Annotated in this window: 16 protein-coding genes and 1 pseudogene; 7 read left to right on the top strand and 10 right to left on the bottom strand. The window is 63.9% G+C overall.

What is annotated here, in order from left to right; all coding sequences use genetic code 11:
• Window positions 1–135 precede the first annotated feature (135 nt).
• The 3 genes and pseudogenes from RFM68_RS18495 to RFM68_RS18485 form a co-directional block, all read right to left on the bottom strand.
• Window positions 136–3,621: pseudogene (locus RFM68_RS18495) on the bottom strand (indolepyruvate ferredoxin oxidoreductase family protein); the annotation flags it as partial.
• A gap of 184 nt (window positions 3,622–3,805) precedes the next feature.
• Window positions 3,806–4,336 carry a hypothetical protein gene (locus RFM68_RS18490; RefSeq protein ID WP_320234442.1) on the bottom strand — a complete coding sequence of 177 codons (531 nt, stop codon included), beginning with the start codon at window positions 4,334–4,336 and terminating at the stop codon, window positions 3,806–3,808.
• Window positions 4,329–4,937, bottom strand: coding sequence for a CGNR zinc finger domain-containing protein (locus tag RFM68_RS18485; protein ID WP_320234441.1), 609 nt, complete (start codon window positions 4,935–4,937; stop codon window positions 4,329–4,331). Before RFM68_RS18485 ends, RFM68_RS18490 begins: the two co-directional genes overlap by 8 nt.
• Before the next feature lie 193 nt (window positions 4,938–5,130).
• Here RFM68_RS18485 and RFM68_RS18480 point away from each other — a divergent pair, with 193 nt between their 5' ends.
• From RFM68_RS18480 to RFM68_RS18465, 4 genes are all read left to right on the top strand, one after another.
• Window positions 5,131–6,036 (top strand): branched-chain amino acid ABC transporter permease, encoded by a 906-nt coding sequence (locus tag RFM68_RS18480; protein WP_320234440.1) that lies wholly within the window; start codon window positions 5,131–5,133, stop codon window positions 6,034–6,036.
• A 187-nt stretch (window positions 6,037–6,223) separates the two neighbouring features.
• Window positions 6,224–6,829, top strand: coding sequence for a TRAP transporter small permease subunit (locus tag RFM68_RS18475; RefSeq protein ID WP_320234439.1), 606 nt, complete (start codon window positions 6,224–6,226; stop codon window positions 6,827–6,829).
• Complete coding sequence (locus tag RFM68_RS18470; RefSeq protein ID WP_320234438.1) at window positions 6,826–8,619, top strand: TRAP transporter large permease; 1,794 nt, start codon at window positions 6,826–6,828, stop codon at window positions 8,617–8,619. Before RFM68_RS18475 ends, RFM68_RS18470 begins: the two co-directional genes overlap by 4 nt.
• 112 nt (window positions 8,620–8,731) lie before the next feature.
• Window positions 8,732–9,757 (top strand): zinc-dependent alcohol dehydrogenase family protein, encoded by a 1,026-nt coding sequence (locus RFM68_RS18465; protein WP_320234437.1) that lies wholly within the window; start codon window positions 8,732–8,734, stop codon window positions 9,755–9,757.
• 64 nt (window positions 9,758–9,821) lie between these two features.
• Here RFM68_RS18465 and RFM68_RS18460 read toward each other — a convergent pair whose 3' ends face one another.
• Window positions 9,822–10,931, bottom strand: a complete 1,110-nt coding sequence (locus tag RFM68_RS18460) for a TRAP transporter substrate-binding protein (RefSeq protein ID WP_320234436.1) — start codon at window positions 10,929–10,931, stop codon at window positions 9,822–9,824.
• 265 nt (window positions 10,932–11,196) lie between these two features.
• Between RFM68_RS18460 and RFM68_RS18455 the strand changes: the two genes are divergently transcribed.
• Window positions 11,197–11,970 carry a gamma-glutamyl-gamma-aminobutyrate hydrolase family protein gene (locus RFM68_RS18455; protein ID WP_320234435.1) on the top strand — a complete coding sequence of 258 codons (774 nt, stop codon included), beginning with the start codon at window positions 11,197–11,199 and terminating at the stop codon, window positions 11,968–11,970.
• Window positions 11,971–11,991: 21 nt separating this feature from the next.
• Here RFM68_RS18455 and RFM68_RS18450 read toward each other — a convergent pair whose 3' ends face one another.
• The 5 genes from RFM68_RS18450 to RFM68_RS18430 all read right to left on the bottom strand — a co-directional run bounded on the left by RFM68_RS18450 (window position 11,992) and on the right by RFM68_RS18430 (window position 16,505).
• On the bottom strand, window positions 11,992–12,378 hold the full coding sequence (locus RFM68_RS18450) for a hypothetical protein (RefSeq protein WP_320234434.1): 387 nt from the start codon (window positions 12,376–12,378) through the stop codon (window positions 11,992–11,994).
• A 148-nt stretch (window positions 12,379–12,526) separates the two neighbouring features.
• Window positions 12,527–13,510: a 2-hydroxyacid dehydrogenase gene (locus RFM68_RS18445; RefSeq protein WP_320234433.1), complete on the bottom strand. Its 984-nt coding sequence runs from the start codon at window positions 13,508–13,510 to the stop codon at window positions 12,527–12,529.
• Window positions 13,507–14,529 carry a LacI family DNA-binding transcriptional regulator gene (locus tag RFM68_RS18440; RefSeq protein ID WP_149790127.1) on the bottom strand — a complete coding sequence of 341 codons (1,023 nt, stop codon included), beginning with the start codon at window positions 14,527–14,529 and terminating at the stop codon, window positions 13,507–13,509. The genes RFM68_RS18445 and RFM68_RS18440 overlap by 4 nt, the downstream gene beginning before the upstream one ends.
• A gap of 191 nt (window positions 14,530–14,720) precedes the next feature.
• Entirely contained in the window at window positions 14,721–15,605 is an 885-nt protein-coding gene (locus tag RFM68_RS18435) for a DMT family transporter (protein WP_320234568.1), read from the bottom strand.
• A 492-nt stretch (window positions 15,606–16,097) separates the two neighbouring features.
• Window positions 16,098–16,505, bottom strand: a complete 408-nt coding sequence (locus RFM68_RS18430) for a DUF2000 family protein (protein ID WP_320234432.1) — start codon at window positions 16,503–16,505, stop codon at window positions 16,098–16,100.
• Between the two features lie 46 nt (window positions 16,506–16,551).
• Between RFM68_RS18430 and RFM68_RS18425 the strand changes: the two genes are divergently transcribed.
• Window positions 16,552–17,412, top strand: coding sequence for an AraC family transcriptional regulator (locus RFM68_RS18425; RefSeq protein WP_320234431.1), 861 nt, complete (start codon window positions 16,552–16,554; stop codon window positions 17,410–17,412).
• A gap of 273 nt (window positions 17,413–17,685) precedes the next feature.
• On the opposite strand, the gene RFM68_RS18420 is transcribed toward RFM68_RS18425, so the two are convergent.
• Window positions 17,686–18,159 carry a MarR family winged helix-turn-helix transcriptional regulator gene (locus RFM68_RS18420; protein WP_320234430.1) on the bottom strand — a complete coding sequence of 158 codons (474 nt, stop codon included), beginning with the start codon at window positions 18,157–18,159 and terminating at the stop codon, window positions 17,686–17,688.
• Window positions 18,160–18,529: 370 nt separating this feature from the next.
• Between RFM68_RS18420 and RFM68_RS18415 the strand changes: the two genes are divergently transcribed.
• Complete coding sequence (locus tag RFM68_RS18415; RefSeq protein WP_320234429.1) at window positions 18,530–19,573, top strand: CobW family GTP-binding protein; 1,044 nt, start codon at window positions 18,530–18,532, stop codon at window positions 19,571–19,573.
• Window positions 19,574–19,765: the final 192 nt, after the last annotated feature.

The following is a 19,765-nucleotide window of genomic DNA, read 5'->3' as shown; positions in this document are numbered from 1 at the left end:
CACTGCACCTTGTCATGCCACACCGGCCTTAAGAAAGGCTTAGAACGGCGCTTTAACCCGGTTGCAGAGGGTTGCGACACGCGTGACAGACCAGGAAATTCAGAGGTTTGGCGAAGCATTGACGTGCCGGCGTGATTACTCCGCCGCGCGAAGCGCCGGCTCCGCCGGGGCCTGGGCCAAACGCTCGATCAGCCGCGAACGCTCGCCTGCCGCTTTCTCGGCGCTGGCCTGCCGGACATGGCCGTAACCGCGGATGAGCGCCGGCACCGAGGCAAGGGCCGTCGCGGCGTCCACCCTGCCCGGCGCGAGCGCGCCGGCGATTAGGTCGAGATCGGCCTCGTACTGCTTCAGCAGCGCCCGCTCCATGCGCCGCTCGGCCGTGTAGCCGAAGAGGTCGAACGCGGTACCGCGCAGGCTCTTCATAATTGCCAGCAGCCGAAAGCCCTTCATCATCCACGGGCCGAAGCTCGATTTCCTGGGCTTGCCGTCATTGCCGCGCCGGCCGAGCATCGGCGGCGCGAGATGAAATTCAAGCTTCTCGTAGCCCTGGAACTGCTTGGCGAGGTCGGCGGCGAAAGCGCCGTCGGTGTAAAGCCGCGCCACCTCATACTCGTCCTTGACCGCCATCAACTTGAAGAGGTTCCTGGCGGCGGCCTCGGTCACCGCGGTCGAGCCGGACACAGCCTTGGCTTCAACGGCGCGCAGCGTTGCCAGGCGGTCGGCGTAGCGCCTGGCGTAAGCGGCGTTCTGATAGGCGGTGAGGAACGCAACGCGGCGGGCGATGACTTCGTCCAGCGTCTCGGCCGGTTTTGACGCCGGCTTGTCGGCCTGACCGACCAGACCGCGCACGAAATCGGGCTGATGCGCGGCACGGCGGCCCCAACGGAAAGCGGCGATATTCATCGCCACCGCCTCGCCGTTCAATTCTATCGCCTTTTCAACGGCTTCGGCCGAAAGCGGCAGGCCGCCATGCTGGAAGGCGAAGCCAAGCATGAACATGTTGGCGCCGAGCGAATTGCCGAACAATGCGGTCGCCGTGCGGGTGGCATCGAAGAAATGCGCCTTGTCATCGCCGGCGGCCGCGCGGATCGCCTTCCTCAGCCGCTCGACCGGCAGCGAAAAGTCGGCCGAGCGGGTGAATTCGCCAGGCATGATCTCGGCGGTGTTGGCGAGGAAGATCGTATGGCCCTCGCGCACCGCGCCCAGCACTTTCTTGGCGCCGGAGACGACGAGGTCGCAGCCGAGCACGAGGTCGGCCTTGCCGGCCGAAACGCGAATGGCGTGGATGTCCTCGGGCGTCGGGGCGATGCGGACATGGGTGAAGACCGAGCCGCCCTTCTGGGCAAGGCCCGCCATGTCGATCATGCCGCAGCCTTTGCCCTCCAGATGCGCTGCCATGCCGAGCACCGCGCCGACGGTGACCACGCCGGTGCCGCCGACGCCGTCGATGATCCCCGCCCAGCCCTGATTGCCCATGCGGAATTCAGCCGGCGCGGGCACGCCGTCCAGCGGATCGGCCTTGCCGGCAATGCCTTCGGCCTTCCTGATCTTGCCGCCATGCACGGTGACGAAAGACGGGCAGAAGCCGTTGAGGCAGGAAAAATCCTTATTGCAGCTCGACTGGTCGATCCGGCGCTTGCGGCCGAATTCGGTCTCGACCGGTTGGATCGAGACGCAGTTCGACTGCACGCCGCAATCGCCGCAGCCTTCGCAGACCAGCTCGTTGATGAAGACGCGCTTGTCGGGGTCGGGGAAGGTGCCGCGCTTGCGGCGCCGGCGCTTCTCGGCGGCGCAGGTCTGGTCGTAGATCAGCACCGAAACGCCTTTCACGTCGCGCAATTCGCGCTGGACGAGGTCGAGATCGTCGCGGTGATGGATGGTGATACCAACCGGGAAATCGGCCTTGCCGGCATATTTGTCCGGCTCGTCGGTGACGACGGCGATGCGGTCGACGCCCTCGGCGCGCACCTGGTTGGCGATCATGTCGACGCTCAGACCACCCTCATGCGGCTGGCCGCCGGTCATCGCCACCGCGTCGTTGTAAAGGATCTTGTAGGTGATGTTGGCGCCGGAGGACAGCGCGAAGCGGATCGCCAGCACGCCGGAGTGGTTGTAGGTGCCGTCGCCGAGATTCTGGAAGATATGGTCGCGCTTGGAGAACGGCGCCTGGCCGACCCATTGCGCGCCCTCGCCGCCCATAGCGGTGAAGCCGAGCGTGTTCCTGTCCATCCACAGCGCCATGAAATGGCAGCCGATACCAGCGGCGGCGATCGATCCCTCCGGCACCTTGGTCGAGGAATTGTGCGGGCAGCCCGAGCAGAAGAAAGGCGTGCGCGAACCGATATCGACGGTGTCGGCGAGCATCGCCTGGAATTGGCGCAGCTTCGCCACCCGCGCGGCGATCTCTTCCGACGGGCCGACCGTGCGCAGGATCCTTTCACCGAGCGCGATGGCGATCTCGTTCGGATCGAGCGCGCCCTTGGCCGGAAACAGCCAGTCGCCGCGCTCGTCCTTCTTGCCGACGATCGCCGGCTGGGTGGCGGTGCCGTAGAGGTTCTCGCGCAGCTGCACCTCGATCAGCGAGCGCTTTTCCTCGACGACGACAATGGTGTCGAGGCCGCGGGCGAATTCCGCGATGTGCTGCAGGTCGAGCGGCCATGGGCAGCCGACCTTGAACAGGCGGATGCCGATGCGGTTGGCCGCCGCTTCGTCGATGCCGATATCCTCCAGCGCCTGGCGGACATCGAGATAGCTCTTGCCGATGGTGATAACCCCAAGCCTGGGATTGCGGCCACCGGAATAGACGATACGGTTCAGCCCGTTGGCGTGGATGAAGGCCGAGGCGGCGGCGCGCTTATATTCATGCAGCCGTTCTTCCTGGCCGAGCATGTCGATCTCGTGGCGGATGTTCAGGCCGCCCGACGGCATGTCGAATCCGGGAATGACAATGCCCAGCCGTTCGATCGAGGCGTCGACCGAAGCCGTCGATTCGATGTTGTCCTTGACGCATTTGATCGCCGCCCAGGTGCCGGCGAAGCGCGACATGGCAAAGCCGTAGAGGCCGTAGTCGATGATCTCCTGGACGCCGGCCGGATTGAGGATCGGCACCATGGTGTCGACGAACAGGAATTCGGTGGCATGCGCGTTGGTCGAGGATTCGGCCATGTGGTCGTCGCCCATCAGGGCGAGCACGCCGCCATGCTTCGACGAACCGGCAAGGTTGGCGTGGCGGAAGACGTCGCCGGAACGGTCGACACCCGGCCCCTTGCCGTACCAGACCGAAAAGACACCGTCATGCGTGCCCTCGCCCAGCAATTCGGTCTGCTGCGAGCCCCAGCAGGCGGTGGCGGCAAGTTCCTCGTTGAGGCCGGGCTGGAAGACGATGTCGGCTTGCGCGAGCTGCTTTTTTGCCCGCCACAGCTGCATATCGAGGCCGCCCAGCGGCGAGCCGCGATAGCCGGAAACGAAACCCGCGGTGTTGAGGCCGGCGCGGCGGTCGCGCTCACGCTGCATCAAAAGCATGCGCACGACTGCCTGAGCACCGGACAGGAAGACGCGCTCCTTGCCAAGGTCGAACTTGTCGTCGAGCGCGACGTCGTGCAGCGTCATCAGGTATTTCCTCTGCGGAGGCGCCTCAAGTCAGGCAGCCAACGTCGGAGCGGGACGCCGCAGTCTTTCTTCCCTTGCGGGAGAGGTCAAACAAAATCGCAGGAGCCAAATAACACGCAATAAACGGTCTGGCGAGGGGCCAGCCGCGCACGCAAGATCATGCTAACCGCTTCGTGATGAACAAAAATTTCGCGTGTCAGGTCGCTTTCGAGCAATCCGGCTTCTGCTCGTCGGGCAGCCTGCCGTCGGGATGGCCGGCAAGGTCGGGATTGAGCTCGTAGTTCGGACCGATCACCAGCGGCCGGTCCGGCAGCATCGTCTGGTCCTCGGACGAGGTCATGGTGGTGTCGATGCTTTGCAGCAGCGTACCGCTCGCGTCCTTGATGCGGATCGAGACGGCATAGGGCTTGTCCTTGACCACGCAGGTGAGCGGCGGGCTGGTCAGCGTGATGTGCGGCAGCTTCGGCCAGATCTTCTGGTTGACGATCAGCGGGTCGCCGCCGGCCGGGTTCTGAAAGCTCACCACCGCGACCTGGCCGTCGGCCATCGGCCGCAGCGGCTTCAGCGTGATGACATAGGTGGCGATGGCGAGCCTATAATTGAACTCGAACAGCTTGCCGGAAATGGCAAAGAGCTGGTCCTTGCCGGTGTCGCGGCAGGCGCCGAGCGCGACAGCGGCGATCAAGGCGGCGCCGACGAGAACCGAACGCGACAATTTCCTAAGCATTGCTGACCTCCCTCGCCGCAGTACGGCGGCGGTAATAGCGGTTTGCCTTCTGGCGGTTGCCGCAAACGGCCATGTCGCACCAGAGGCGGCTGGCATTGCGGCTGCGGTCGACGAACAGCCAACTGCAATTGGGACAGATCCTCAGCCTCGCCACGGTTTCGTCGCGCAACAGCGACAGCGCCGAGACGGCCAAAGCCGCCTCGAAGGCAATCGGCGTTTGCGGATCGCCGAAAGGCTGGCCCGGCGTCCCGATATCGGTCGAGCTGCCGGATAACCCGCTGGCGCAGGCCGTGAGGAAATCCGGCAAGTGGCTGGTCGCGACCGCGCCATTCGACACCGCATGGCGAAACAGGCGGTCGGTCGCCTCGCGGATCGAGATGACGGCCAACTTTATATCACCCGGCTCCGGCGCGTTCAGCCGCCGGCCGCCGAGCTCGGTGGCGCGAAAGCCGCTTGCCGCCTCGGCGAAGCGGGCGATCTCGACCGGATCGTCGAAGCGGTCGAAGGACTTTTGCGGATCGTTGCGCAGCACGACAGTGTTCGCCGTATCGAGCGCAAGGATGCCACCGGTGAAGCGGTGCGGGGTCCAGGAGACTGTCATGACAGAAATCTAACCGATAAAACGTGTTTGACAAGTTAGATTCCGAGTGCAACGCTTTGAATGTGGCCAAGGTGACGGCCCCTGACGGCTCGGCGTTTCGTAAAATCGCCGTACCGCTCTAACCTTTGTTTTTGCGCAATTCCTGACGGAAAACCGCTACGCACTTTTCCTGGAATTGCTCTTGGGATGCCGCATGCTCTATTTCTTCCAGCAGGTGCTGAACGGGCTGCACTCAGGTGCGCTCTATGCGCTGCTCGCCTTCGGCTATGTGCTGACCAACGGCATCCTGCACCGGACCAATCTGGCCTATGGCGCGGTGTTTGCCTTTTGCGGCCAGACGATGATCCTGACGGCCGCCTTCGGCTACCAGGCGCTGTGGCTGACGCTGTTTGCCGCCGTCGCACTCGGCATCCTGGCCGCCCTGCTCTATGCGGTGTTGCTCAGCCAGATTCTTTCGCGCGGTGTTTTCGAGAAGCTTGCCGACCGCTCGCCCAATGCCATCGTGGTAACAACGCTCGGCATCCTGTTGTTCCTGTCGGAAGCCAGCCGCATCGCCGCCGATACGCATGACCTTTGGCTGCCGCCGATGCTGGCCGACCCAGTGATCTTCGCCCAGGATACCGGCTTCAAGGTGACGCTCACCGTTATCCAGCTCATCGACTGCGCAGCGGTGATCGCGGTTGTGGCGTTGGCCGCCTGGCTGTTTTCCCATTCGAGCTTCGGCCGCGCCTGGCGAGCTGTTTGCGACGACCCGAAAGCAGCGGCGATGTGCGGTGTCGACGTGCGCGCCGTGTTCCGTCACGCTGTGCTCTACGGCGGGTTTTGCGCGGCTTTTGCGGGTGTGCTGGCCGGTCTCTACTACGGCAACATCAGCTTCGGCACCGGGCTGATCTACGGCCTCAAGATCCTGTTCGTGACGGCGGTCGGCGGCTATCTGTCGCCGCTCAAGGCGGCGCTTGGCGCCGCGGCTTTCGGCATGGCGGAATCGCTCTGGGCCGGTTATTTCCCGCTCGAATGGCGCGACGCCTGGATCTACCTCTTCCTCGTAGCCATGCTGGTGCTGATCGGTACCGGGCGCGACCAGGCCAAGATCGCCTGAGTTTCCCGGACTTTGGTTGCATGACGTTTCGTCAAGCGGCGGCGTTTCGGCACTGCCCGGCGCGTCGATCCGTTTGCCGCGGCTTTGTCATGTTGACCTGCCGGACCACGCACTGCATACCGTTTGGCCAAGCGACGCGATACCGGAGGGGGAATCGGGCGCGCCGCCAAGCATCAGGGAGGAATGCATGGCAGGGCTTCTCGCTCTATCCAGGACGATCGACCGCATCAATGAGTTCATCGGCCGCTGGGTTTCATGGCTGATCCTGCTTGCGATCCTGGTAAGCGCCGGCAATGCCGTCATCCGCAAGGCGTTCGACACCTCCTCCAATGCTTGGCTCGAGCTGCAATGGTACCTGTTCGGCGCCGCCTTCATGCTGGCCGCCGCCTACACGCTGAAGCAGAACGACCATATCCGCATCGACATCGTCTACGGCATGTTTTCGCGCCGCGTGCAGCACTGGATCGATCTGCTCGGCCACCTCTTCTTCCTGATGCCCTTCGTGTTACTGATGGTGATCTATTTCGTACCCTATGTGTCGCTGTCCTTCCGCAGCGGCGAGATGTCGACCAATGCCGGCGGTCTGATCGTGTGGCCTGCAAAGGCCATCCTGCTGGTCGGCTTCTTCCTGCTCGCCCTGCAAGGCGTATCCGAGATCATCAAGAAGATCGCCATCATGCGCGGCGACATGGACGATCCCACTCCCTTCGTGTCGGCGCATGAGCAGGCCGAGCTTGAGGCCAAGGCGCTCGTCGAGGAAGCCAAGGCGATCGCGGGCGAGGTCCGCTCGTGATCGAATTCATCGCGCAGAACATGGCGCCGATCATGTTCGCCTCGCTGATCATCTTCCTGTTGATCGGCTACCCCGTCGCCTTCTCGCTCGCCGCCAACGGCTTGATGTTCTTCTTCATCGGGGTTGTGCTGTCGCCCTATTCCGGCGGCTCGATCAACCTGGCCTGGCCGCTGCTGCACGCGCTGCCCGACAATTTCTACGGCACCAGGGTGATGTCGAACGACACGCTGCTGGCGATCCCCTTCTTCACCTTCATGGGCATCGTGCTCGAACGCTCCGGCATGGCGGAAGACCTGCTCGACACGATCGGCCAATTGTTCGGCCCGATCCGCGGCGGGCTTGCCTATGCGGTGATCTTCGTCGGCGCGCTGCTTGCCGCCACGACCGGCGTGGTGGCTGCTTCCGTCATCGCCATGGGCCTGATCTCACTGCCCATCATGCTGCGCTACGGTTACGACCGCCGGGTTGCCTCCGGCGTTATCGCCGCCTCCGGCACGCTAGCACAGATCATTCCGCCCTCGCTGGTGCTGATCGTGCTGGCCGACCAGCTCGGACGCTCGGTCGGCGACATGTATGCGGGCGCTTTGATCCCCGGCCTGGTTCTGACCAGCATCTACATGCTCTACATCCTGATCATGTCGATCGTCCGGCCGAACTCGATGCCGGCGCTGCCACTCGAAGCCCGAACGCTCGGCCACGGCGTGCTGTCGCTGATCGTGGCGCTGCTGGTGGCGGTCGCGGCTTCCTACACAGCGTATCGCTATCTCGCACCGGCACATGGCGACAATGCCGACATTCTCGGTGCCGCCGCGGGCGTGCTCTTCGTCTATGTCATGGCGATCGCCGACAAGCGACTGAACATCAACATGATGTCGAGACTGGCGCAGCAGGTGGTGATCGTGCTGATTCCGCCGCTGGCGCTCATCTTCCTGGTGCTCGGCACCATCTTCCTCGGCATCGCGACCCCGACCGAGGGCGGCGCCATGGGCTCTGTCGGCGCTTTGATAATGGCGGCGGCCAAGGGTCGGTTGTCGCTGGATGTGATCAAGCAGGCGCTGACCTCGACGACGCGTCTGTCTTCCTTCGTGCTCTTCATCCTAATCGGCGCGCGCGTCTTCTCGCTGACCTTCTACGGCGTCAACGGCCATATCTGGGTCGAGCATCTGTTGACCTCGCTGCCCGGCGGCGAGGTCGGTTTTCTGATCGGCGTCAACATCCTCGTCTTCGTGCTAGCCTTCTTCCTCGACTTCTTCGAGCTCGCCTTCATCATCGTGCCGCTCCTGGCGCCCGCCGCCGACAAGCTCGGCATCGACCTGATCTGGTTCGGCGTGCTGCTCGGCGTCAACATGCAGACGAGCTTCATGCATCCGCCCTTCGGCTTCGCGCTGTTCTATCTGCGCTCGGTCGCGGCCCGCGTGCCCTATCTCGACAGGATCACCGGCAAGAAGATCGCGCCCGTCACAACCGGGCAGATCTATTGGGGCGCGGTGCCGTTCGTCTTCATCCAGGTGATCATGATCGGGCTGACCATCGCCTTCCCGCAAATGGTGATGCGCTACAAGGGCGCCGCGGTCGAGCCTGGCAGCATCGACATCAAGCTGCCGGATATGCCGACGCTATCCCCGCTCGGCACGGCCCCGGCAAATAATGGCGCAGCACCGGCGAATGGCGGCGCGCCGGCGCCATCTGGTACGCCCGATCTGTCGCAGCCGCCGAATTTCGGCGACAGCGTGCCGGCCAAGCCTGCCGCCCCAGCGCCGGACCTCTCGCAACCGCCCAAATTCAACTAGGGCAATTCACCGTTTCACAGAAACGGCGAAATGCCCTATCTCTTTGTTTTGACGCAATTTCGGACGGAAAACCGCTTCACACTTTTCCTGAAATTGGTCTGAGGTGATCGCCATGAAAGCCGTGCGGCTGGAGAAAGTGGGCAACATCGCGCTGCGTGAAGTGCCCAAGCCCGTTCCCGGGCCCGAGGACGTTCTCGTGCGCATCGAGGCCTGCGGCGTCTGCGGCACCGACCGGCATCTTTTCCATGGCGAGTTTCCCTGCACGCCGCCGGTGACGCTCGGCCATGAGTTCGCCGGTATCGTCGAAGCCGTCGGCGGGGCGGTATCCGGCGTCGCGGTCGGCCACCGCGTCACCGGCGATCCCAACATCGCCTGCGGGCGCTGCGCCCACTGCCATGCCGGCCGCGTCAATCTCTGCAGCAACCTCAGGGCCATCGGCATCCATCGCGACGGCGGCTTTGCCGACTATGTGCTGATGCCGCACAAGCAGGCCTTCCGGCTGCCCGCCGACCTCAAGCCGACACATGGCGCCTTCTGCGAGCCGCTTGCCTGTTGCCTGCACGGCGTCGACCTCGCCGCGATCCGGCCAGGCGCCTCGGTCGTCGTGCTCGGCGGCGGCGTCATCGGCCTGCTCGTCGTGCAACTGGCGAAGCTCGCGGGCGCGGCGACCATCATCCTGTCGACAAGGCAGGCCTCGCGCCGCGCGCTTGCAGAGGAGCTCGGCGCGACCGCGACAATCGATCCAAGCACCGGCGACCCTGTCGCAGCCATCGCCGGGCCGAATGGTCTGGCACCTGGCGGGGTCGACGTGGTGCTGGAATGCGCCGGCGTACGCGATACGGTCGAGCAGTCGATGCGAATGGCGCGAGCCGGCGGCACGGTCGTCATCGTCGGCGTCGTGCCGCAAGGCATGAAGGTGGAAATCGAGCCGTTCGATCTTTTGTTTCGCGAACTGAAGGTGCTCGGCTCCTTCCTCAATCCGTTCACGCATGGCCGGGCGGCGCAGTTGATTGCCTCGGGCGCGATCGAGATCGACCGGTTGATTTCAAGGCAAGTCCGCCTCGAGGAGGCGCCGCAGGTGATCGCCAACCCGCCGGCGCCTGGCGAGGTCAAGGTGCTGGTGGTGCCGGGTCGCTGAAGCGCCGGCTTTGCGCGCAGTTCTTCCCTTCTCCCCTCATGTGAGGGGAGAAGGAGGGTCTTGCCTACAGCTTGCCGTTGCGCTGCTGCACCATCATGAAGGTGTCGTAGTTGTATTCGGCGACCTGGGCCCACAGATAGTGCTCCTTGCGGAAGCCCTTGATCGATTCCCAGATCTTCTTGAACGGCGCGTTCGAGGCTTCCATCTCGGTGTAGACCTCGTTGGCCTTCTCGAAGCAGGCGGCCATGATCTCCTGGCTGAACGGCGCCAGCTTGGCGCCGCTTGCCACCAACCGCTTCACCGCGGCCGGATTGACGTAGTCATACTTCTGCAGCATGTCGGCATCGGTTGCTTGGGCCGCGGTTCGCACCAGCGACTTGTAGGCCGGCGAAAGCTCTTCGTACTTGGCCTTGTTGAACAGCAGGTGGACGGTCGGGCCGCCTTCCCACCAACCGGGATAGTAGTAGTAGGGCGCGACCTTGTAGAAGCCGAGTTTCTCGTCGTCATAGGGGCCGACCCATTCGGCGGCGTCGATGGTGCCCTTTTCCAGCGCCGGGTAGATGTCGCCGCCGGCGATCTGCTGCGGCACGACGCCCAGCTTCTGCACCACTTTGCCGGCAAAACCGCCGATGCGCATCTTGAGGCCGGAAAGATCGGCGACGGTGTTGATCTGCTTGCGGAACCAGCCGCCCATCTGAACGCCGGTGTTGCCGCCCGGCAGGCCGAACAGCCCTTGCGTGGCAAGGAACTCGTTGAAGAGATCGATGCCGCCGCCATGATAGTGCCAGGCATTCATGCCGCGCGCGTTGAGCGAGAAGGGAACGGCTGCGCCCAGAGCCCAGGTGGGGTCCTTGCCCCAGTAGTAGTATGCCACCGTATGGCAGGCCTCGACGGTGCCGGCCGTGGTGGCATCCGCCGCCTGCAGGCCGGGCACCAGCTCACCCGAGGCGAAGACCTGGACCTGGAAATTACCGTCGGTCGCTTCCGACAGCATCTTGGAGAAGACTTCGGCGCCGCCATAGATCGTGTCGAGCGATTTCGGGAAGGACGACGCAAGCCGCCAGGTCACTTTCGGGTTGGACTGGGCAATGGCCGGCGTGGCTAGTGCCGCGGCCGCTGCCGCAGCGCCCACACCGGACGCGCCGGCCTTGCGGATGAACGAACGACGATCCATGCAGTTTCCTCCCTTGCGGATCAGATGACCGATGTCGGGACATCCTCGTTGCCCGGATCGGTTGGGGGAGAAACATACACAGGCAAGAAGTCGAGTCCAGCGCTGCGGCGAAGGTTGCCGCCATTCCGCCGCCACCTGCAACTATAGTCTAACGTTCTCTTCCCTGGCCCATGCGAGGCGGCCAAACTTGCCATGGAAAAGCCGCGACGGATCGCCTATTTTAGAGGCAGAACAGTTCCTTGGCCTGATGGATACCAAATTCGAAATGCAGCAACCGCTCGTCGCAGTCTCGTCCGACGTCCGCCAGTTCGACAACTACACCTGGCACGCAGCACCCCAGCAATATCTGGAAGCCGCGATCACGGGCGCCGGCGTGTTCCCGTTGCTGGTGCCGTCCTTCGGCGATCGGCTCGACCTCGACGAATTGCTGTCGTCGGTCGACGGCGTCATGGTCACCGGTTCGAAGTCCAACGTGCATCCTTCGCTCTATGGCGGCGATCCGAGCGAGGCCAACGGCCCCTACGATCCGGCGCGCGATTCCACCACGCTGCCGCTGATCCGCAAAGCGATCGAGCGCGGCGTGCCGCTGCTTGCCATCTGCCGCGGCATCCAGGAGCTGAACGTCGCGCTGGGCGGCACGCTGGGCACCGAGATCCAGGAGCGCGAGGGTTCGCTCGACCACCGCGCGCCGGTGAGCGACAATCAGGACGAGCGCTTCGGCATCCACCAGACGATTTCGATCAAGCCCGGCAGCTGCCTTGCCGGCGTGTTCGGCGCCGGCGAGATCAAGGTCAATTCCCTGCATCGCCAGGGGATCGACCAACTGGGCTCCAAACTCCAGGTCGAGGCTTTGGCCACCGACGGCACAGTCGAAGCGGTCTCGGTCAAGGACGCGCGCGCCTTCGCGGTCGGCGTGCAATGGCACCCCGAATATTGGGTGAAGTCGGACAGCAATTCCGCCAAGATTTTTCGCGCTTTCGGCGATGCCGTGCGCCTGCATGCGGCGGCGAGAGCCGGCACGCGGGCGGCGGCGGAGTAGAGTTACCGGGAAGTTCGGCCGCTATTCGTCGTTGTTGAGCGCCAACAGCGGCGCGGCCGGCGCATAGGATTCATAACCATCGCCATCGGCGACGCCGAAGGTGACGATCGGATCGACGCCGTTTTCACTGAAAGCGACCGAGCCGTCCGCCTGCTCACGCCAGAATTTCACACGCTCGATACCGGGCATCAGCTTACGGCAACCCGGAGCGACGGTCAGCAGCGACAGGCCGTCCGACACTTCTGCGCCGCGCCGGACGGCGCACGCCGCCTCGTGGCCATTGGCCGTCAACCGGTAGGTGCTTGACGCGGCGGGCTCGGTGGCCACGCTCCGGCCCTCGCCGCCACTCAGGAATTGAACGCCCCCATACAGAGCAACCGACGCAACCAATCCGGCCAACAGCTTCACTCTGCCTCTCCGTGCTGACGCGCATCGCGCTTTCGGTCTTCCGATTCAAGCATGCCGTCTGCCAACCCCATGGGCGGCACGCATAACGACATATGCAGAATGGTTTCAAAGGGGTTAAGCGGGCGTTAACAAACGCGACGACCGGCGATCAAGCGCGGGGCTTGACGCCCACCGTTTCCGGCACGGGGGTAAGCGGCCGGCGCTTGCCGAACCAGGCGACCAGATTGTCGACGCAGAGATCGGCCATGGCGCGGCGGGTGTGGTCCGACGCCGAGCCGACATGCGGCAAAAGCGAGGTGTTTGGCGCTTCCAGAAGCGCCTGCGGTACGTTCGGCTCGTCGGCAAAGACGTCGAGCCCGGCGGCGGCGATGGTGCCGTTCTTGAGAGCCGCGGCAAGTGCTGCCTCGTCCACCGTGCTGCCGCGACCGATGTTGACGAAGACGCCGTTCGAACCCAGCGCCGACAGGATCTCGGCATTGATCGCCTTCTCCGTCGCGGCGCCGCCCGGAGCGATGCAAATCAGCGTGTCGACGGCTTCGGCGAGGCCCTTCAAAGTGGCATGATATTCGTAAGGCAGGCCTTCGACCCTGCGACGGTTGTGATAGGCGATCGGCAGGCCAAAGGCTTCAAGGCGACGGGCGACGGCAAGGCCGATGCGGCCCATGCCGAAAATGCCGACGTGGCGGCCGCGCAAGGTAAGCCGGCTCAGGCGATAATTGCCCTGCTTCACCCAGTCGCCGTCGCGCAGCCATTTCTCGGCCGCGTACATTTCACGCACGGTGTTGATCAGCAGGCCGATCGTGGTGTCGGCGACCTCCTCGGTCAGCACATCAGGCGTGTTGGTGACCATGACGCCGCGCTTGGCGGCATGATTGGCATCGACCGAATCATAGCCGACGCCGAAATTGGCGATGATTTCGAGATTGGGCAGCGCGTCGATCATGGCGGCATCGATACCGCCGAAGCAGGCGATGCCGCGCACGGTTTTGCGTATTTCGTCCGTCACCAGCCCAGGGTCGGCGCGCTCGATCCGGACACGCTTGAACGCTCTGTCGATCCTGCCGATGGCATGGTCGTTGAAATTACCCGGCACCAGAATGGCGACCGGCAACGCTTCCTCGGCCTTGGTCATGCACGCTCCACCGGCTTGCCGGTCGACTGCCGCACATGCAGTTCCGGCTTGATCAATTCCTGCGAGGGCCGAACCGCCTGCCCGTTCAATTTGTCGAGCAAGGCGCTGGCGGCGCGGCGGCCGACTTCGCGCTGGCCGTTCCAGACCGTGGTCAGGGCCGGCGTCGCGATCGCCGCTTCCTCAAGATCGTCGTAGCCGGTGACCGAAATATCGACGCCCGGCACGAGCCCGGCGCGCGCGATGCCGTTCATCAGCCCGATCGCGACCAGATCATTCCAGCAGCAGGCGGCGGTCGGTTTGTCCTTCAGCGCCAAAAACTGTCCCGCGGCCTCGAAACCGGCCTGCTTGGTGCGCGGCCCGGGAATGCGCCAGGACGGCCTGACTTCCAGTCCGGCCGCCTCCATGGCGTTGACATAGCCCTGGTAGCGATCGCGGCCGGTCGAGGTCTGATCGGTGCCGCCGACCATGGCGATGCGCTTGTGGCCGAGCGAGATCAGATGATTGGTGGCAAGTGCCGTGCCATAGGCATCGTCGCCGCGGAACACCGGCACGTCGGCGCCCGCGACCGTGCGCGCGATCAGCACCGCCGGCAGGCCGTTTTCCTCGGCCATGATGATGTCCTCGGCCGGCGTGCCGATGGCGGGCGACATGATGACGCCGTCGGCGCCGAGCTGCAGCAGCGTGTCGATGAAGGTGCGCTGTTTTTCGAGCTGGTCGTAGTGGTTGGAAAGGATGAAGGTCTGGCGGCTGCGGTCGAGTTCGCTTTCGATCGAGCGCAGGATTTCGGCGAAGAACGGGTTCATGATGTCGTGCACGACGACGCCGACGATGCCCGAGCGCGACGTGCGCAGCGAGGCGGCGCGGCGGTTATAGATATAGCCGATGGCGCGGGCATGTTCCTTGATGCGCTCGCGCGTGGTGCCGGCCACCAGCGGGCTGTCGCGCAGCGCCAGCGACACCGTTGCCGTGGAGACGCCGAGCGCATCCGCGATCGTCGAAAGCTTGATCTTCTGTGCCAGTGCCCTTCGCTCCCTAGAGCATGATGCCGAAAAGTGTGAAGTGGTTTTCGGGCGACATCATTCTCTATCTCTTTGATTTTAGAGCCGGATTCAGATTTCAGGTTAGACCTGAAATCATCCGGCTCTAGGGTCCTCGCAAACACGTCTTTAAATTTTTTAAATGCGGCCTTATGCCATCGATCGGGAGCAATTCAAAGTTTTTTCGCCAGGGTTTCGGCCTCGGTATCGACCGTCGCAAGGTTGCGCAGGCGCAGCCGGTGCTCGCGGTGGATGATGTAAAGTCCGCTGGCAACGATGATGGCCGCACCCAGCAGCGTCCAACGGTCCGGGAACTGATGGAAGATCAGCCAGCCGGAAATGATCATCCAGACCATTTGAGAATAAGGGTAAGGCGCAAGTGCTGTGGTGGTGGCCAGGCGATAGGCCTGCACCAGCAGGTAGTGACCGCCGGCGCCGAAGACCCCGAGCATCAGCAGGATCGACCAGTGCCAGCCGTCCTGCGGGAGGGACAGCGAGAACGGCAGCAGAGGCAGGAGCAGCACCGCCGGCGCCAGCGCGGAGAAGAGGATCAGGCTCTCGGAGGTCTCTGTCGACGACATGCGCCGCGTCATGATGACGTAGAAGCTGTTCGAGAGCATCGAGCCCAGCGCGAAGAGATGGCCGATGCCGAACACGCCCACGCCGGGCCGGGTGATGATGAGGACGCCGACAAAGCCGGTGAGGATCGCCAGCCAGCGCCGCCAGCCCGCCCATTCACCAAGCAGCGGGCCGGCAAGCGCGGTGATGACCATCGGGCCGAAGAAATAGATCGAGGTGGTTTCGGCCAGTTGCAGCGTCTTCAGCGCCAGGATGTTGAACATGGTCGAGCCGAAAAGCAGGCAACCGCGCAGGATATGCGCCGGCAGGTTGTTGGCGCGAAAACGCGCCGGCTCGCGCCAGCCGCGCAGGAAGAGACCGACGAGCAGGACGTGGACGGTAAAGCGGGTCCAGGCGACGATCAGTACCGAAACACCGGCCAGCACGAGATATTTGCTGGAGGTGTCGAGGAAGGTGAAGCAGACATAGACGCACAGCATCAACAGCATCGCCGCGGGCGGCGTTGCGCTGTCGTCGTGATTTTTGGGAATGTTCAAAGTCGGGCCGGGGAAAAGTAGACTCCGCCCTTTTGCGGCAATCGGCGCTGCCCGGCAAGCCAAAAGCGACTGGCCCAACAAGCGCGCCGGACAGGCTTAGAGCGGATTGCCGTCGGCAGTTGGCTTGGGCACCCCTCGTTGTGATAGCGTTCAGGCTGATCGTGGAGGGATTGGCCGAAGCCTCCGCGACGTCGTCATCCACGGGCGGAGCGACGCGAAGCGGAGCGAAGACCCGAGGATCCATTCAGTGACCTTCCGCGTGGAGTGCAGCGGAGCAGAATTCTGCGTCGTGGCAGCGCTTTGAAGTCACGGAATGGATTCTATGGTCTGCGCCGCGTCGCTCCTTGCTCCGCCATAGAATGACGACGTGATGGGCGTTCAGGCCAACCCCAAACGTCCGCAATGGCCCTTCGCGCGAAGGAGCATGCCACCCGTTCACGCATGCATGCGGGCGCCCTTGGTGATCTTGTCGATCAGCTTCTTTTCGGCGCGCAGCGCGATGCCGACGACCTTGGCGTCTTCTGGCGCGAATTCGGCGAAGACGGCGCGGTTGGCGACGTCGTGGCCGGTCGCAAACATCTCCTCGACATAGAGCGAAGCGGCGACGCCGCGCTCCAACGCCCGACGGTGAATGGCGCCCAAGATCGAGGCGTCCGCGGAAAGCACGATGACGGGCTGGATCGAGAGCGGATTGAAAAGATTGCCGGCGCGGTCGCGATAGGGCTCGCCGATGATCTCGGGGAATTGCGCGACGATGCCGCTGGTGAGGAAGGCGGTGACGTTGAGCTTCTGCCAGACGGCGAGATCTTCCTTCAGCACGATTGCAAATTTCGTGTCGAACACCAAATGTTTCTCCAGAAAGTGGCCCATGACGGGCATGGATGACGCGATGGCGCAGAGTCTAGGCGGTGAAGTGGCACAAGGTCTTGAACGTTCGTGCGCGGATGCGACCGGGGATCGCATCGTTTCGGCGCCGGGCGGTCCGGGCCTCGAACGCATCGAGGCGCGCTTCCATGGCAATGCCTTCGACCTGCACCGGCACGACACCTATGCCATCGGCGTGACGTTGCACGGCGTGCAGCGCTTCCATTATCGCGGGGCGCTGGAACACAGCCTGCCCGGCCAGGCGATCGTGCTGCATCCCGACGAATTGCACGACGGCGGCGCCGGCACCGAGGACGGCCTGCGCTACAGGATCCTGTACCTGGAGCCGTCCCGGCTGCTCGACTGCCTCGACGGCGAGCCGCTGCCTTTCGTCCGTGATGCCGTGGTCAACGATCCTCGCTTGCGCGACACGCTGCTGTCGGCGCTGGCGCCGCTGGACGAGGAACTCGGCGACCTGTTCGTGGCCGATTTCGTCGCGCAGTTGGCGCAACACCTTCAGCGCCACGCCGGACAGCCGGCAAAGTCAACGGGCAAGACCGCATGGCGCGCCGCCGCGCTTGCCCGCGATTATCTCGAGGAGAATGCCGGACGGCCGGTGCGCTCCAATGAGCTTGAGGCCGTTACCGGCCTCGACCGTTACGCGCTGTCACGGCATTTTCGCGCGACCTATTCGACCAGCCCGCATCGTTTTCTGTTGATGCGCCGGCTGCAAAGGGCGCGGCGCATGATCGCCGAGGGAGAGTCGCTGGCGGAAATCGCCGCCGGCGCCGGCTTCAGCGACCAGAGCCATTTCAACCGGCATTTCAAGAAGGCGTTCGGCCTGACGCCGGGGCGTTGGGCGGCGCTGGTAAGCGCGACGCGTTAGCGTCGTAAGCGCGATGCACAGCATCGTCGCTCAACCGTGAGACGTCCGGTGATAGCGCTCAGGCGCGACGCGCAGCGTCGTCGCCCTTTCTGCTAAGCTGCCGATGGGTGGTGCGTGGAGCGACGATGCTGCGCATCGCGCTTATGTCGCTCGAGACGACGCTTTCGCGTCGCTCGTTAGAGGGCAACGCTGGCGCACTGCGCCGCGACGATGCTGCGCATCGCGCTTTAGCAGGATTGCGAACGCCTCGCGGTTGAGCGATGACGCTGCGCGTCACGCCTCATCCAACTCCGCGTCGTCGTCCATCAGGACCAGATCTTCATTCGACAAATTCGCCTCGATGCGGGCGAGCAGCTTGAACAGCGCCTTCTGGTCCTTCTTGTCGAGGCCCTTCAGCGCCTGCTTCTCGGTCTTCTTGACCGACTTCTCGATGGCGCGGATGGTTTCGCGGCCGGTATCGGTGAGGAAGATATGCGCCTGGCGGGCATCGGCGTTGGAGGCGCGTTTTTCGAGGAAACCCTGCGCCTGCAGCCGGTTGATGGTCTTGGTGATCGTCGGCGGACGCACACCGAGCCGGCCGGCGAGGTTGCCGGGGGTCTGGCCGTCCTCGCGGTCGAGCGCCAGCATGATCTGGTCCTGGCCGGCATAGAAGCCGTGCGCCAGAAGCCGCGCCGCGAGCGCCGTGCGCGCCAGCCTTGCCGCCGAATGCAGCCGGCTCATTGTCGCTGTCTTGTCCGCCTTGGCCATGGTCATTCCCTCTTCGGCCGAACCGGTGCGGACAGCATAGAGGCTGTCCGGCGGTTGGCAAATGACGATCTCTAAGAATCCGGCTTGCGGAACGCTTTGCCGGCAAGCATTGCGGTGCCCGCGCAGGTGATGCCAGATGTTTATTTCAGTTAGATGACAAACGACTTTTGAGCCGGCGAGATTCACGGCGGAAGCCGGCAAGAGCCGTTTGGCGCTCCCGTGGCTCCTCCGTCTGTTCGGCCTCGACCGCAGCCAATCCGCCCTCGGCGCCATCCCGATTAGGGGGCCGCTGGCCTATCGGTTTGGCGCGTGCAAAAGCGTTGCAGCCATCCTATATGAGGCCGACAATCCAAGATTTTCGAGGCAAGCCATGAGCGATGCACAGACGCAAATCCCCGTAACCGTTCTCACCGGCTATCTCGGCGCGGGCAAGACGACGCTGCTCAACCGCATCCTGTCGGAGAATCACGGCAAGCGCTACGCCGTCATCGTCAACGAGTTCGGCGAGATCGGCATCGACAACGACCTGATCGTCGAATCCGACGAGGAAATCTACGAGATGAACAATGGCTGCGTGTGCTGCACGGTGCGCGGCGACCTGATCCGTGTCGTCGAGGGCCTGATGCGGCGGCCCGGCCGCTTCGACGCCATCGTCGTCGAGACCACGGGGCTGGCCGATCCGGTGCCGGTGGCGCAGACCTTCTTCATGGACGACGACGTGCGCACCAAGACCAAGCTCGACGCGGTGGTGGCGCTGGTCGATGCCAAGCACCTGCCGTTGCGGCTCAAGGATTCCAAGGAAGCCGAGGACCAGATCGCCTTTGCCGACGTCGTGGTGCTGAACAAGACCGACCTGGTCACCCCGGAAGAGCTGGAAAAGGTCGAAGCGACGATCCGCGCCATCAACCCGGCGGCAAGAATCCATCGCACGGAGCGCGCCGGCGTGGCGCTGGGCGAAGTGCTTGACCGTGGCGCCTTCGATCTTTCCCGCGCGCTGGAGAACGATCCGCATTTCCTCGAGGCGCATGATCATGACCACGACCACCATGACCACGATCATGACGACCACGATCATGACGGCCACGACCATCACCATCATGCTTCCGACATCCATGACGTGACGGTGAAGTCGGTGTCGCTGCGCGGCGGCGAAATGGACCCGAAGAAGTTCTTCCCCTGGATCGAGAAAGTGACCCAGATGGAAGGGCCGAACATCCTTCGGCTGAAAGGCATCATCGCGCTCAAGGGCGACGAGGACCGCTATGTGCTGCAGGGCGTGCACATGATCCTCGAAGGCGACCACCAGCGCTCCTGGAAAGACGGCGAAAAGCACGAGAGCCGTCTGGTCTTCATCGGCCGCGATCTCGATGCGGAACGGCTCAGGAAGAGTTTTGAAGCCTGTCAGGCGGCTTGATTTTCGCCGGCCTTCCCCTTCTCCCCTTGTGGGAGAAGGGGATCGGCGCGCAGCGCCGAGACGGTTGAGGGGTGCTGGACGGAGTGAGACGATGGTGTTCCCTGGAACACCCCTCATCCGACCTCGCTTCGCGAGGCCACCTTCTCCCACAAGGAGAGAAGGAAGAGTCCCAACGCCGGCACCCCTTCCCTC

The organism is Mesorhizobium montanum, from assembly GCF_033977145.1.
In the GTDB taxonomy this organism is placed as follows: domain Bacteria; phylum Pseudomonadota; class Alphaproteobacteria; order Rhizobiales; family Rhizobiaceae; genus Mesorhizobium; species Mesorhizobium montanum.
Note: the sequence above shows the minus strand (reverse complement) of the source record. Positions and strands in the feature narration are given on the sequence as shown.

What these genes read in the sequence shown, in the direction of transcription:
- RFM68_RS18435 (WP_320234568.1), bottom strand. Translation starts at nt 15,605, where the DNA reads ATGCTGTGCGTCTATGTCTGCTTCACCTTCCTCGACACCTCCAGCAAA.
- RFM68_RS18475 (WP_320234439.1), top strand. Translation starts at nt 6,224, where the DNA reads ATGGCAGGGCTTCTCGCTCTATCCAGGACGATCGACCGCATCAATGAG.
- RFM68_RS18460 (WP_320234436.1), bottom strand. Translation starts at nt 10,931, where the DNA reads ATGGATCGTCGTTCGTTCATCCGCAAGGCCGGCGCGTCCGGTGTGGGC.
- RFM68_RS18415 (WP_320234429.1), top strand. Translation starts at nt 18,530, where the DNA reads ATGAGCGATGCACAGACGCAAATCCCCGTAACCGTTCTCACCGGCTAT.
- RFM68_RS18420 (WP_320234430.1), bottom strand. Translation starts at nt 18,159, where the DNA reads ATGGCCAAGGCGGACAAGACAGCGACAATGAGCCGGCTGCATTCGGCG.
- RFM68_RS18465 (WP_320234437.1), top strand. Translation starts at nt 8,732, where the DNA reads ATGAAAGCCGTGCGGCTGGAGAAAGTGGGCAACATCGCGCTGCGTGAA.
- RFM68_RS18445 (WP_320234433.1), bottom strand. Translation starts at nt 13,510, where the DNA reads ATGACCAAGGCCGAGGAAGCGTTGCCGGTCGCCATTCTGGTGCCGGGT.
- RFM68_RS18425 (WP_320234431.1), top strand. Translation starts at nt 16,552, where the DNA reads ATGGCGCAGAGTCTAGGCGGTGAAGTGGCACAAGGTCTTGAACGTTCG.
- RFM68_RS18455 (WP_320234435.1), top strand. Translation starts at nt 11,197, where the DNA reads ATGCAGCAACCGCTCGTCGCAGTCTCGTCCGACGTCCGCCAGTTCGAC.
- RFM68_RS18480 (WP_320234440.1), top strand. Translation starts at nt 5,131, where the DNA reads ATGCTCTATTTCTTCCAGCAGGTGCTGAACGGGCTGCACTCAGGTGCG.
- RFM68_RS18485 (WP_320234441.1), bottom strand. Translation starts at nt 4,937, where the DNA reads ATGACAGTCTCCTGGACCCCGCACCGCTTCACCGGTGGCATCCTTGCG.
- RFM68_RS18490 (WP_320234442.1), bottom strand. Translation starts at nt 4,336, where the DNA reads ATGCTTAGGAAATTGTCGCGTTCGGTTCTCGTCGGCGCCGCCTTGATC.